Origin of the sequence: Streptomyces tubbatahanensis (assembly GCF_022699385.1) — a bacterium.
Lineage (GTDB): Bacteria > Actinomycetota > Actinomycetes > Streptomycetales > Streptomycetaceae > Streptomyces > Streptomyces diacarni.
On record NZ_CP093846.1, the window covers coordinates 2,596,590 to 2,610,271 of the forward strand.

General features: G+C 73.6%; 10 protein-coding genes. 4 read left to right on the top strand and 6 right to left on the bottom strand.

The genetic code is table 11. The features are described from left to right. The first annotated feature begins 135 nt into the window (after window positions 1-135). A complete protein-coding gene (locus MMF93_RS11235) occupies window positions 136-1,377 on the top strand; it encodes an acyltransferase family protein (protein WP_242751166.1) in 1,242 nt (413 codons plus the stop codon). Window positions 1,378-1,458: 81 nt separating this feature from the next. On the opposite strand, the gene MMF93_RS11240 is transcribed toward MMF93_RS11235, so the two are convergent. The 3 genes from MMF93_RS11240 to MMF93_RS11250 all read right to left on the bottom strand — a co-directional run bounded on the left by MMF93_RS11240 (window position 1,459) and on the right by MMF93_RS11250 (window position 6,194). Next, complete coding sequence (locus MMF93_RS11240; RefSeq protein ID WP_423835592.1) at window positions 1,459-3,993, bottom strand: FtsX-like permease family protein; 2,535 nt, start codon at window positions 3,991-3,993, stop codon at window positions 1,459-1,461. Window positions 3,994-4,037: 44 nt separating this feature from the next. Further along, entirely contained in the window at window positions 4,038-4,889 is an 852-nt protein-coding gene (locus tag MMF93_RS11245; RefSeq protein WP_242751171.1) for an ABC transporter ATP-binding protein, read from the bottom strand. Window positions 4,890-5,030: 141 nt separating this feature from the next. Continuing rightward, on the bottom strand, window positions 5,031-6,194 hold the full coding sequence (locus MMF93_RS11250; protein WP_242751173.1) for a PP2C family protein-serine/threonine phosphatase: 1,164 nt from the start codon (window positions 6,192-6,194) through the stop codon (window positions 5,031-5,033). Between the two features lie 124 nt (window positions 6,195-6,318). Here MMF93_RS11250 and MMF93_RS11255 point away from each other — a divergent pair, with 124 nt between their 5' ends. Next, window positions 6,319-7,575 (top strand): GNAT family N-acetyltransferase, encoded by a 1,257-nt coding sequence (locus tag MMF93_RS11255; protein ID WP_242751175.1) that lies wholly within the window; start codon window positions 6,319-6,321, stop codon window positions 7,573-7,575. A gap of 80 nt (window positions 7,576-7,655) precedes the next feature. Here the strand turns inward: MMF93_RS11255 and MMF93_RS11260 are convergent, their stop codons facing one another. Further along, window positions 7,656-8,504: an Fpg/Nei family DNA glycosylase gene (locus MMF93_RS11260; RefSeq protein WP_242751177.1), complete on the bottom strand. Its 849-nt coding sequence runs from the start codon at window positions 8,502-8,504 to the stop codon at window positions 7,656-7,658. 4 nt (window positions 8,505-8,508) lie between these two features. After that, window positions 8,509-9,006, bottom strand: coding sequence for a ribose-5-phosphate isomerase (locus tag MMF93_RS11265; RefSeq protein ID WP_242751179.1), 498 nt, complete (start codon window positions 9,004-9,006; stop codon window positions 8,509-8,511). Window positions 9,007-9,226: 220 nt separating this feature from the next. Between MMF93_RS11265 and MMF93_RS11270 the strand changes: the two genes are divergently transcribed. Next, on the top strand, window positions 9,227-10,735 hold the full coding sequence (locus MMF93_RS11270; protein WP_242751181.1) for an amino acid permease: 1,509 nt from the start codon (window positions 9,227-9,229) through the stop codon (window positions 10,733-10,735). A 372-nt stretch (window positions 10,736-11,107) separates the two neighbouring features. On the opposite strand, the gene MMF93_RS11275 is transcribed toward MMF93_RS11270, so the two are convergent. Further along, window positions 11,108-11,716, bottom strand: a complete 609-nt coding sequence (locus MMF93_RS11275; RefSeq protein ID WP_242751183.1) for a biotin transporter BioY — start codon at window positions 11,714-11,716, stop codon at window positions 11,108-11,110. 374 nt (window positions 11,717-12,090) lie between these two features. Here MMF93_RS11275 and MMF93_RS11280 point away from each other — a divergent pair, with 374 nt between their 5' ends. Next, complete coding sequence (locus MMF93_RS11280) at window positions 12,091-13,542, top strand: amino acid permease (RefSeq protein ID WP_242751185.1); 1,452 nt, start codon at window positions 12,091-12,093, stop codon at window positions 13,540-13,542. Window positions 13,543-13,682 lie beyond the last annotated feature (140 nt).

A 13,682-nucleotide genomic window follows, 5' to 3' on the forward strand; every position in this document is an offset into this window, starting at 1 on the left:
GAGGGGGGCAACGGGCGCCAAACCGAACATTCGCGCCATGATCCGTCAGCATCGTTCCGGTGCCGGGGGAATAGGACGCGGGGAGGCGGGAAGAAGAGCCGCGACGAGAATTTACGGTCCACAGGTTCGCGCGCTATGGTGCGGCAGATGTTGCACGCTGGTTATGAGCGGGCGCCGCTCCCCCCCGTCCGCCAGGAGTCACCCTCCGAGACGCCACCGGCGTCGCCGGAGGAGCCTGCGAAGCCGCAGTCCCCCAAGGCGCAGAAGAAACCAGCAGCCAAGCAGCGGGACCCGTTCTTCGACAACGCCAAGTACCTGACGATCGTTCTCGTCGGGATCGGCCACGCCTGGGACCCGCTGCGCGAGGACAGCCGTACGGCGGAAGCGCTGTACTTCGTCCTCTACACGTTCCACATGCCCGCTTTCATCATCATCTCCGGCTATCTGTCCAGGAGTTTCGAGGGCAAGCCGAAGCAGGTGCAGCGGCTGGTCACCGGGGTCGTGGTGCCCTACCTGGCGATTCAGTTCGCCTACACCTTCTTCATGCGCTGGGCCAACGACGACCCGGACCGGGAGTTCCACTTCCAGGAGCCCGGATTCGCACTGTGGTTCCTGTGCGCACTGTTCGTCTGGCGGCTGACGACCCCGCTGTGGAAGAGCCTGCGCTGGCCGATGCCGGTCGCGCTGGTGATCGGTGCCGCGGCCAGTGTGACGCCGTCGATCGGCGGCGACCTGAACCTGATGCGCATCGGGCAGTTTCTGCCCTTCTTCGTGCTCGGCCTGCAGTTGCAGCCCCGCCACTTCCAGCTGGTCAAGCGCAAGGAGGCGCGGTACATCGCCGTGCCGGTCACGCTGTGCGCCATGGTCTTCGCCTACTGGGCGGTTCCCAGGATGTCCAAGGCCTGGTTCCTGCACGACAAGGCTGCCGCTGACATGGGCGTGCCCTCCTGGGCGGGCGCGGTGATGTATCTCGCGCTGTTCGGCTGCGGCCTGGTGATGACGGCCTGCTTCCTGTCCTGGGTGCCGAGGCGGCACATGTGGTTCACCGTGCTGGGCGCGGGCACGCTCTACGCGTACCTGCTGCACATCTTCTTCATCCAGGGCTCGCGCCAGTTCGACTGGTACGAGATGGACTGGGTCGACCACCCGCTGAGCCGGGTCGCCATCACCGTGCTGGCCGCCGTGATGATGACGGTGCTGTGCACGCCGTGGGTGACGAGGCTCTTCAAGTTCGCCATCGAGCCGAAGATGGGCTGGTTCTTCAAGCGCGATCCGGGCGCCATGGCCCGTAAGAGGGAGTCCTCCTCCCCCGCCACGGGCTCCGCCCCCGGATCCGGTGAGGCCACACGGCGCCCGGTCTCCCATCGGAAGCGGTAAGCCCGCACCCGCTCGCGGCTCGGCCCCCTCTCCCTTGCACGGGAGCAGGGGGCCGGCTCGTGTGCGCGGGGCCCGGGCCCGTCAGTTCCGGGCGGCCGGGGCAGGCGCGGGCAGCACCGCACGCGCGGGCACCGTCGTGGAGGCGAAGGTGAGCACCGTCACGGTGGCCGCGATCGCCGCGTACAGGGCGGGGGGAACGTGCGGCGGCGCCTGGAAGAGCCCTTCGGTCATCGGGCGGAGGGTGAGCAGGGCGATCCCGGTGCCCAGGGCGAGGGCCGAGACGGTGATCAGCGCCGCCTCCCAGTGCACCATCCGCAGCACCTGGCCCCGGGTCGCGCCCAGCAGCCGCAGCGCGGCCATCTCGCGGCGCCGGCCGGCGACGGTCATCACCAGGGTGTTCGCCGCGGCCACGGCGGCGAAGCAGCCCAGGACGAGGGCCATGGTGAGGTTGCCCCACCTGTTAACGGCACGGTCGCGGTCCGCCGCCCTGGTCCAGGCCGAGGTGTCGAGGACCTCGCCCAGGGCGCTGAGGGCCTTGGTGACCCGCGCGGTGTCGGCGCCCGGCTCCTGGCGGACCAGTACTTCCGCGTCGTAGGGCGAGGCCAGGTGCCCCTCCAGCGTCGCGCGGTCCAGCACGATCGGGGAGAGTCCGGTGCCCCGGGTGTGGACGGCGACCACCTCGGGCCGCGCCTCGGTGCCGTCCGGCAGCCGCAGGCCGATCCGCTCACCGAGGCCCACGCGGGCGCCGCGGGCGACGAGGCGGTCGATGGCGACGGTGCCGTCCCGCAGGTCGTCGAGCGAGCCGTGGCTCACGCCCAGGTCCTCCACCGCGGACAGCCGGCCCCCGTGCTCGCTGACGCCCTGCGCGTCCGCCGTCTGCAGGAAGGTGCCGCCGGAGCGGATCTCCACCAGCACCGTCGTGCGCAGCACGCCCACCGCGGCGCTCACGCCGGGCGTGCGGGCCGCGCGCTCCGCCGCGGTGCGCGGCAGCCCCGCGCTCTCGTCACCACCTGAGCCGGTGACGATGTGATCGGCACGCAGCCCCGCCCGCTGCTGGAGGTCGGTCTGCCAATCCTCGCTGGTCTGGAGGAAGAGCAGCGTGCAGCCGAAGGACATGGCCAGGACGACGGGCGTGAGCGCCGAGGCCAGCCTGCGGGCGTTGGCCCAGGCGCCCGCGGCGGCCAGCGCGGAGGCGGCGGAGCCGGCGCGCAGCGGCAGCCCGAGCAGCCAGGAACAGGCCTTGGCGACGTACTGGCCGAGCAGGGCGACCGCCGTCATCAGCAGCAGCACCACGCCCAGCGCCAGGTTCGCCGCGTCCTCACCGCCCTCCCGGCCCGCCACCCGCACCATGGCCAGGCCGCCCGCCAGCGCGCCGAGCCCCAGGAGGGTGCGCACGACGCCGGGCCTGAACCGTTCGCGGGCCGCGTCACCGAGCGCCTCCTTCGGCCGCGTCCGCGCGGGGCGGCGTGCGGCGAGGTGGCCTGCCAGCAGCGCGGTGCCGACGGTGACGCCGACGGCGACGGCCACCGAGGTCGCCCCGAGGTGCAGGTGGACGCTCTTCGGTACGGCGTCGCGCTCGCGCAGCGCGCCGAACCACCAGCGGGCCAGCGCCGCTCCGGGCAGACAGCCCAGCACCCCGGCGAGCGGCGCGACCAACAGCGCCTCGGTGGCGACCGTGCGGCGTATCTGGCGTGGGGTGGCGCCGACGGCGCGCAACAGGGCGAACTCGCGGCGGCGCTGCGTGAGGGAGAGCGCGACGGTGCCCGAGGCGGTGAAGACGGCGGTCAGCGCGGCGAGGGCACCGAAGGAGACGCCGAGGGCCTCCAGCGCCTCCTTGCCGTACGCCACGTCCGCGCCCTCCGCGGCGCCTTTGGCCTGGCCGGTGCGGACGACGGGCCCCTCGCCGAGGGCGTGGCGCAGCCGGGAGGCCACCGCCTCGGTGTCGGCTCCCGGCGCGGTCAGGACGGCGAGGGCGTCGGCGCGAGAGGGGTGGCCGGCGAGCGCCCGTGCCCCGGCGTCGGAGAACCAGGCCGCCGTCCCCTCGTCCTCCCGTCCCGCTCGTGCGACGCCGGTCACGCGGAACGCGCGGTCTCCTTCCGCGGTGGTGAGCCGGAGGGTGTCGCCGGGGGCCAGGCCGCGGGCCGCCGCGGTGTCCGCGTCGAGGACCGCGTCGCGGTCGGTACGGGGCGGAGCGCCTGCGGTGAGTTCGGTTCCCGTGAAGGCGGCGGAGCCCCAGCCGTGGCCGGTGAGGGTTGCCGCGGGGTGGTGGGCGCCGACGGTGGCGGTCACGTCGGGGACGACGCGTGCCACGCCCGCCACGGCGCGCGCCGTGGCCGTGGCCTTCCCCACGGCGATCCTGGCGCGTTCGGGTACGGTCTCGCCGACGTCCTCACGGGCCTCGCCGCTGCCGGTGAACAGGTGCGCGCGCTGGTCGGCGGTCACCACGGCGGGCACGTCGGCGTAGCGGTGCGGCACCGCGCGGGCGCGCGCTCCCGTGTCCGCCAGGAAGGCGCAGGCCGAGATGATCATCGCGGTCATGGTGAGCGCGACGAACGTGCCGGCGAAGGCGACCGGATGGGCGCGGACCGCGGACCGCGCCAGCCCGTTGGGCAGCATCCTGACCGGCCAGGGCGCCCGTGGGCGCAGGGTGCCGTGCGGGCTCACGCGACGGCCTCGGGGCGCGGCTGCGGCCCGCACGGGTCCTGGCGGGCGGTGAGGGCGCTCATGCGCGCCGCGATCAGGCCGGCCGTGTGGGCGGTGTCCGTGCCCGCGCGGCAGGCCAGGGTGTCCACCAGGGTGCCGTCCGCCAGGAAGAGGACGCGGTCGGCGTGGGCCGCGGCGGCCGGATCGTGGGTGACCATGACGAGCGTCGCGCCGGTGCCCGCGGGGCCGACCGGTTCGGGCGGGGCGTCCACCGCGGCGCGCAGCAGGGCGAGGATCTCGCCCGCCGTACCGGTGTCCAGGGCGCCGGTCGGCTCGTCGGCGAAGATCACGTCGGGTGAGGTGACCAGCGCACGGGCGAGCGCCACTCTCTGCTGCTGCCCTCCGGAGAGCTGGTCGGGACGGCGGCGCGCGTACGCGCCGAGTCCGACCTGGGCCAGCACACGCGCCGACCGCCGTCGGTCGGGGCGGTGCCCGGCCAGCCGCAGCGGCAGCAGCACGTTCTGTTCGACGGTCAGGGACGGCAGCAGGTTGAACGCCTGGAAGACGAAGCCGAGCCGGGTGCGGCGCAGCGCGGTGAGCTTGTTCTCACCGAGCGAGGCCAGGTCGGTGCCGCCGAGGCGGACGGTGCCCGAGGTGGGCCGGTCGAGTCCGGCGGCGCACTGCAGCAGGGTGGACTTCCCCGAGCCCGAGGGGCCCATGACGGCCGTGAAGCTGCCGTACGGGAGCGTCAGGTCGATGCCGTCGAGGGCCCGCACCCCGCGCCCGTAGCGCCGGGTGACCCCGCGCAGTTCCACGGCGCCCCTCGCCCCTCCCGGTGCGAGGGGCGCCCCCTTCGGGTGCTCGCGCATGCCGCTCTCCGTCCCTGGTGATCCCGCGAGTTGGCCACCTCGAACGTATGGATTACGGGTGGGCCCTGGCCATCCCGCTTGCCCCAGAGCCGGGGTGGGGACAGCACCAGTACGGGACGTGGGGCAGGCCGGGTGCGGCCCTCAGTCCCGGCAGATCAGCAGCAGTGCGCGGTCGTCGTTGACGTCGCGGGCCACCGATTCGATCAGGTGCCAGGCGGCGCCGTGGAAGCTGGAGGAGACGTAGCGGTCGGCCTCGCCCGCGAGGCGGTCCATGCCCTCGGTGAGGTCGCGTTCCGCGGTCTCCACCAGCCCGTCGGTGAAGAGCATCAGCACGTCGCCGCGGCGCAGCGTGCCCTTGACGGGGTCGAACTCGGCGCCGTCGTAGACGCCCAGCAGCGGCCCCTCGGCGGCCTTCTCCTCCCACTTGCCGCAGCCGGCGTTGAGCTGCATGGCGGGAACGTGGCCCGCGGAGAGCAGCTCGTAGTCGCCGCTGTCGAGGTCGAGGACGAGGTGGACGGAGGTGGCGAACCCCTCGTCCCAGGACTGGCGCAGCAGATAGCCGTTGGCCGCGGGCAGGAAGGCGTGCGGCGGCAGCGAGCCGAGCAGCCCGCCGAAGGCACCGGACAGCAGCAGGGCGCGGGAGGCGGCGTCCATGCCCTTGCCCGAGACGTCGGTGAGGACGAGCTCCAGGGTGCGCCGCTTCGGCCCGGTCCTGGCGGCGACGACGAAGTCCCCGGAGAAGGACTGGCCGCCCGCGGGGCGCAGCGCCATCTCGTGGTGCCATCCGGCGGGCAGCTTGGGCAGCTCGCTCTGGACGCGGATGCGTTCACGCAGGTCGAAGAGCATGGTGCCGCCGCGTCTCCAGGGCACGCCGACGCGGCTGCGGAACTGGGCGATGAGCAGGCCGGAGAGTCCTGCGGCGGCGACCACCAGGATGGTGCCGGGGGTGACGCGTCCCGCGCCGTCGCTGAACTCCCAGGGCTCCAGCAGCAGTGACTCGGCCATCAGCGCGATCGCGGCCGCGGCGTAGAGCGCCAGCAGGCTGGCGGGCCGCAGCAGCAGCCCGCCGGCGATGAGGGGCAGCACCAGCGCCTCGGGCGCGCACCACAGCGGGGTGAGGACGGTGGCGCACGTCAACGCCGGGACGGTGAGCAGCAGTCCGGCCAGCGCGACCCAGTCGGAGGCACCGCCGCGGAAGTAGTCGACGGCGGACTTGCGCAGGTGGGTGCGGACCCGGTGCCAGGCCTTGAGTGCCTGGTGCGACCGGGTCGTCGCTGTGGAGGGTCCCGCGCGGCGCTGCGCCATGCTCACGGAGCCTAGCCACCCCTCTGGTTGCCCGTCGATTCCCGGCGTGGGCAGTGGGGGCGTGCGCCGCGCCCGCGGTCAAAATCGTTAGCCGGTGTTCGAATGGCCTGCTGTGATGGGCTGTATGACGACTGAGCCGCGTGTTCTCCAGCCCTCCGAATGGGGTGCCTGGTACGAGAGGGTGCTGAGTGCGTTCGCGGGCGAGGAGACGCCCGAGGAGCACGCTTTGTACCGCTCGCTGACCGAGATCGAGCGCTGCCTGGGGGTGTGGGACGAGGGGCGTCCTGTGGCCACGGCGGGGCTGCTGTCCTTCCGGATGGCCGTTCCCGGAGGCGCGGTGGTGCCCACCGCCGGGGTGACGATGGTGAGCGTGGCACCCACCCACCGCAGGCGCGGCATCCTGCGGTCCTTCATGCGCCGCCAGTTGGACGACATCCGGGCGGCGGGTGAGGAGCCGCTGGCCGTGCTGACGGCGTCGGAGGCGGCCATCTACGGGCGGTTCGGGTACGGCCTGGCGGCGGGCCGTATGGCGGCCAGGATCGACACCAGCAGGAGCACGCTGAGCCTTCCCGCGCCCCTGGCCGCCGAGGCGGACGGGCTTGAGCTGCGGGCCTCGGACACGGCCTCCGCACTGCTCGCGGAGTGCGAGGCGGTCTACGCGCGGGCCGTGCCCCTGCGCCCGGGAATGCTGGAGAGGCGCCCGGGATGGGAGCACGCGCCCCTGCTCGACCCAGAGCGCCGGCGCGGCGGCGCCTCACCGCTGCGCTGCGTGGTGGCTCTGCGCGACGGCACGCCCGTGGCGTTCGCCCGCTACGCGGTCAAGCTCGGCGCCTCCGCCTCGGGCGCGCCCGAGGGCGAGGTGCGGCTGCAGAACCTGGAGGCCGTGGACGCGGCCGGACACGCGGCGATGTGGCGTTTCCTGTGGTCCCTGGACCTGACGACGTCGATCGTCACGGACAACCGGCCGGTGGACGACCCGTGGCTGTACCTGGTGGACGACCCGCGCAGGTCCGTGAAACACCTCAACGACGACACGCTGTACGCGCGCCTCGTGGAGGTGGGCGACGCGCTGGCCGCCCGTTCCTACGGCGCTCCGCTGGACGTCGTCCTGGAGGTCGAGGACACCTTCTGCCCGTGGAACAGCGGACGGTGGCGGCTGTCGGGCGACGAGAAGGGCGCCGTGTGCCGGCCCACCCGCGACGCGGCCGATCTGTCGCTGTCCGTGCGGGAGCTGGGCCGCGCTTATCTGGGCGGCGTCTCCCTGGCCGCGCTGGGCAGCGCGGGTCTGGTGCGCGAGGTGCGGCCCGGGTCCGGCGCGCTGCGGGCGGCGGCCACCGCCTTCACCAGCGAGACGGCCCCCTGGCTGCCGCACGGCTTCTGACGAGGCGCGCGGGCCTGCGCGGGCGCGGGGGCCTGCGCAGGCGCGGGGGCCTGCGCGGGCGCGGGCACGGGCCCGGCGCCTCATGGATCCCGCGGGCGCTCCCGCTGGCAGTGCGGGCACCAGAAGAGGTTGCGAGCGGCCAGTTCGCCGGTGGCGACGGGGCTGCCGCACACCAGGCAGGGCTGCCCGGCGCGGCGGTAGACGTAGACCTCGCCGCCGTGGTCGTCCACGCGTGGCGGGCGTCCCATGGCCTCGGGGGTGTGCGCGTGTCTGACGGTGTCGATGCGGTTCTTGCGCACCCCGTCCGTCATCAGGGCGACCAGGTCCTCCCACAGGGCGTCCCACTCGGCGCGGGTCAGGTCGCGGCCGGCGCGGTAGGGGTCGATGCCGTGCCGGAAGAGGACCTCGGCGCGGTAGACGTTGCCGACACCGGCGACGATCTTCTGGTCCATGAGCAGCGCGGCGATGCTCGTGCGGCTGCGGGAGATCCGCGCCCAGGCGGCCTCGGGGTCGGAGGCGGCGCGCAGCGGGTCGGGCCCGAGCCGGTCGCTGACGGCGCTCTTCTCGGGTGCGGCCAGCAGCTCGCAGCGGGTGGGGCCGCGCAGGTCCGCGTAGTGCAGGGGCCCTGCGGGGCTCTCGCCGGGCCGGGTGGCGAGCCGCAGCCGTACCTGGCCGACGGGCTCGGGGGGTACCCCTTCGCCGAAGCGGAAGGTGCCGTACAGGCCCAGGTGTATGTGCACCCAGCCGACGGGCCCGAAGCCGAGGAAGAGGTGTTTGCCGTGCGCCTCGGTCGCCGTCAGCGCCGCGCCGTCGAGCAGCGCGGCTCCGTCGGCGAACTTGCCCTGGGGGCTGGACGCGTCCAGCGCGTGCCCGGCGAACCGGTCCGCGACGTCGCGGGCCAGCCGGTGGATGGTGTGTCCCTCGGGCACGGGCTCAGGGCTTGGAGGGCGCCTGCGGGTGGTGGGCGGGGACGGGCGGCAGCTCACCGGTGCGCTCGTAGTCGGCGAGCATGCCGATGCGGCGCCGGTGGCGCTCGCCCTGCGAGAAGGAGGTGTTCAGGAACGTCTCGACGAAGGAGACGGCCTCCTCGGTGGTGTGCATCCGGGCGCCGACGCTGACGAGGTTGGCGTCGTTGTGCTCGCGGGCGAGCGCGGCCGTCTCGGCGGACCAGGCCAGGGCGCAGCGCGCGCCGGGGACCTTGTTGGCGGCCATCTGCTCGCCGTTGCCGGAGCCGCCGATGACGACGCCGAGGGAGCCGCTGTCGGCGACCGTGCGTTCGGCGGCGCGGAGGCAGAACGGAGGGTAGTCGTCTTCGGCGTCGAAGAGGTGGGGCCCGCAGTCGACGGGCTCGTGGCCCGCGGACTCCAGCCACTCGACGAGGTGGTTCTTCAGTTCGTAACCGGCATGGTCGGAGCCGAGGTACACGCGCATACCGAGAGTGTGTCATCCCCGCGGCGCGTGGCCCCGCGCAGGGCCGGGAAGGCGGCACGGCATGTCACGCCGGTGACCGTACGCGGTGGCCGCGTCCCGGTACGTCGCCGTCCGCTGTTGCGCGGGCAACAATCCGGATTCGGCTCTTCCGTTGTGGGCAGCACGACCTCTTACATGTGAACGCTCGTTAAAGACGACCTCACGAGGAGCCGGCTGCCCCATGAGTTCCCAGCAGACCCCGCGTACGCCGGGGGAGCCGCCGCAGAAGCCGCCGCCCCGGTCCGCAGCGGCCCCCGCGGCCGCACAGGACGGCGACGGCCTCCAGGCAGGCCTCAAGAACCGCCATCTGTCCATGATCGCCATCGGCGGCGTCATCGGCGCCGGCCTGTTCGTCGGCTCCAAGGCCGGCATCGCCGACGCCGGACCCGGCATCCTGCTCTCCTACGCGCTGGCCGGGCTGCTGGTCGTCCTGGTGATGCGGATGCTGGGCGAGATGGCCGCCGCCGACCCGGCCTCCGGCTCGTTCTCCACCTACGCCGACCGGGCGCTGGGCCGCTGGGCCGGGTTCACCATCGGCTGGCTCTACTGGTTCTTCTGGGCCGTCGTGCTCGCCGTGGAGGCGACGGCCGCCGCCGACATCCTGGAGGGCTGGATACCCGCCGTCGACCAGTGGGTGTGGGCCCTGCTGGTGATGCTGGTGCTGACGGGCACCAACCTGATCTCCGTCGGCTCCTACGGCGAGTTCGAGTTCTGGTTCGCGGGCATCAAGGTCGTGGCGATCATCGCCTTCATCGTCATCGGCATGGTCGCCTTCGTGGGCCTGCCGCCCGCCGACAGCGCGGCCGGGCTCTCCCACCTGACCGGGCAGGGCGGGTTCCTGCCCAACGGTCCCGGCGCCATCCTCTCCGGGATGCTGCTGGTGGTCTTCTCCTTCATGGGCAGCGAGATCGTCACGCTGGCCGCCGCCGAGTCGCCCAACCCGGTCGCCGCCGTGCGCAAGGCCGTCAACAGCGTGATCTGGCGGATCGGCCTGTTCTACATCGGCTCGATGTTCGTGATCGTGGCGCTGCTGCCGTGGGACTCCAAGGCCATCGCCGCCGACGGCCCGTACGTGGCCGTGCTCGACGCGCTGGACATCCCCTACGCGGGCACCGTCATGGACGTCGTCGTGCTGACCGCCGTCCTCTCCTGCCTCAACTCCGGGCTCTACACCGCCTCGCGGATGGCGTTCTCGCTGGGTGAGCGCGGAGACGCCCCGGCCTCCTTCGGCCGCACCAACAAGCGGGGCGTGCCGACCGCCGCGATCCTGGCGTCGGTGGCCTTCGGGTTCGTCGCGGTCTTCTTCAACTACATCGCCAAGGACACCGTCTTCGAGTTCCTGCTCAACTCCTCGGGCGCCGTCGCGCTGTTCGTGTGGCTGGTCATCTGCGCCTCGCAGCTGCGGATGCGGCGCCGCATCGAACGGGAGGCGCCCGAGCGGCTGACGGTGCGGATGTGGCTGTACCCGTACCTGACGTGGGCGACCATCGGCCTGATCGTCTTCGTGATCGGCTACATGTTCACCGACGACGACGGCCGCACCCAGATGATCCTCTCGCTGGCCGTGGCGGCGGGCGTGCTGATCACCTCGCTGGTCAAGGACCGCCTCGGGCGCGGGAAGGCGCGGGCCGGGGAACCGCTGGGCGAGGCGGCCCAGGCGCCGCCGCGCTCCCCCGCCGACGCGGGCTGAGCAGCGTGCGCCCCTCCGGGGACGCGGGAGGGCCCGGCGCCTGTACGGCGCCGGGCCCTCGATGCGCGGAGCGCTGCGCGCGGCAAGCGCGGTGCGCGGCAAGCGCGGTGCCCGGTGCGCGTGCGTGCGCGGTGCCCGGTGCGCGTGCGTGCGCGGTGCCCGGTGCGCGTGCGTGCGCGGTGCCCGGTGCGCGTGCGTGCGCGGTGCCCGGCGCGTGCCCGGGCGCGGCGCGCGGCGAGCCCGGTGCGCGGCAAGCGCGGTGCCCGGTGCGCGGTGCCCGGTGCGCGGCGAGCGCGGTGCGCGGCGAGCCCGGCGCGCGGTGCGCGTGCGTGCGCGGTGCGCGTGCGCGCGGCGCGTGGCGTGCGAGTCGGCTCAGCCCTTGCGGCCCGCGAGCTTCCAGGCGGCGGGCAGGGCGCCCATCGCCAGCGCCGCCTTGAGGGCGTCGCCGACCAGGAAGGGCACCAGGCCCGCGGCGACCGCCTCGCCGAGCGACATGCCGGTCGACAGCGCCAGGTAGGGAACGCCGACGGCGTAGATCAGCGCCATGCCGACCGCCATCGTGCCCGCCGTACGCAGCGCGCCCCGGTCGCCGCCGCGGCGGGCCAGCGTGCCCACGGCGACGGAGGCCAGCAGCATGCCCATGACGTACCCCAGCGTGGGCAGCCCCGCACCGGAGGAGGCCTCGGCGAACCACGGCATCCCGGCCACGCCCGCCACCGCGTACAGCGCCAGCGCGAGGAAGCCGCGCCCGGCGCCCAGCCCGGCGCCGACCAGCAGCGCGGCGAAGGTCTGTCCGGTCACCGGCACGGGCGAGCCCGGGACCGGCAGCGCTATCTGCGCGGCGATCCCGGTCAGCGCGGCGCCGCCGACGACCAGCGCGGCGTCCCGCACGCGGGCGCGGGCGGCGCTGGAGGCGGGCAGCAGATCCGCGAGCACGGCTCCGGGGCGCGGGGTGGCTGCGGCGGAAGTGAGGGCACTCATCTGGCATCTCCGTCTCGTCGGTCTCGTGGCCCCATGACGCTAGCCGAAACCGTCCGATGGCCGTGCGTGAACGGACCGTGAGCTTGGCGACAGTGCCCGGGGCGGGGGCGGGGGCGGCGACAGTGCCCAGGCCGGGTGCGGACCGTGAGCTTGGCGACAGTGTCCGGGCGCGCGTGGACGGGGTGAACCGCGCGACAGCCCGACGCGGGTGGGCGGTTCACCCCGTATTCACCCGCGACGCGGCCTGTCCGTATCGCGGGATGGGCTGCACGATTATTGATGTGCCGGGGCTGCCTCCCGAACACTGTGGGGGCACCACGCACCACGCTTCGCTCTGTCCCCGTTCACCCCTCACACCCAGGAACGGCCCCCCTATGACGCGCACCGAGACGTCCGACGCGCCGCACCCGCCCGGCGAGCCCGCCAAGCCCTCGGGGCCGGACGGCGGCGCGTCCGACGGGCGCTCCCTCTCCCACGGTCTCAAGCAGCGCCACCTGTCGATGATCGCCCTCGGCGGTGTCATCGGCGCGGGCCTGTTCGTCGGCTCCGGCGCGGGCATCGCCGCGGCGGGCCCCTCGATCGTCCTCGCCTACGCCGCCTCCGGGGCGCTGGTGATGCTGGTGATGCGGATGCTCGGCGAGATGTCGGCGGCCCGCCCGGCCTCCGGCTCCTTCTCCGTCCACGCCGAGCGTGCCCTGGGACCTTGGGCGGGTTTCGCCAGCGGGTGGATCTACTGGACGCTGCTGTGCGTCGCCATCGCGACCGAGGCCACGGCCGCCGCCAAGATCATGACGGGTTGGCTGCCGGGGACCGAGCAGTGGATGTGGGTCGCGCTGTTCATGATCCTGTTCTGCGCCAGCAACCTGGCCGCGGTCCGCAACTTCGGTGAGTACGAGTTCTGGTTCGCCACCTTGAAGGTGCTCGCGATCAGCGCGTTCCTGGTGCTGGGGATCCTGGCCATAGCCGGGCTGCTGCCCGGCACCGACGCGCCGGGCAGCAGCCATCTGACCGGCGACGGCGGCTTCTTCCCCACCGGCACCGACGGGCTGATCGTCGGCCTGCTCGCCTCCGTCTTCGCGTTCGGCGGCCTGGAGACGGTGACGATCGCGGCGGCCGAGTCGGAGAAGCCGGTCTCCGGCGTCGCCACCGCGGTGCGCACCGCGGTGTGGCGGATCGCGCTGTTCTACGTGGGTTCCATGCTGGTGATCGTCACCCTGATGCCGTGGAGCGACGAGTCGGTCAAGTCGGGCCCCTACGCCGCCGTGCTGGACTACGTCGGCATCCCCGCGGCCGCGCAGGTGATGAACGTGGTGGTGCTCATCGCGCTGCTCTCGGCGATGAACGCCAACATCTACGGCGCCTCGCGCATGTCGTACTCGCTGGTGGAGCGGGGTGAGGGCCCGGCCTTCCTGAACCGGCTGAGCCCGCAGGGCGTGCCGCGCTACGCGGTGATCGCCTCGTCCTTCTTCGGCTTCGTCGCGGTCCTGTTGAACATCTTCTGGGAGAAGACGGTCTTCACCTGGCTGCTGAACATGGTCGGCGCGGCCACGCTGGTCGTGTGGGGCTTCATCGCCGTCGCACAGCTGGTCACCCGCTACCGGCTGGAGCGGGAGGCGCCCGAGAAGCTGGTGGTGCGGATGTGGCTCTTCCCTGGCCTGACGATCGTGGCGGTGCTGGCGATCCTCGCCGTCCTGCTGCTGATGCTGCGCGAGGGCGACACCCGCACCCAGCTCGCCTTCACGGCAGGCCTGACGGTGGTACTGGCCGCCGTCGGCTACGTGCGGCAGCGCACCCGCCCGCGCCCCGCGGTGACCGAGGACGCCTGACGGCGCCTCGGCCGCGAACCCGGCACGGGCCGAAAGAAAGGACCGGGAGGGCCGGTAGGGCCTAGGTCTCCGGTCCCCATGCCAGGAGCGGAGCGCCCCTCGGATCGAGGGGCGCTCCGCTCTTTCGCGTGCTCTTGCTG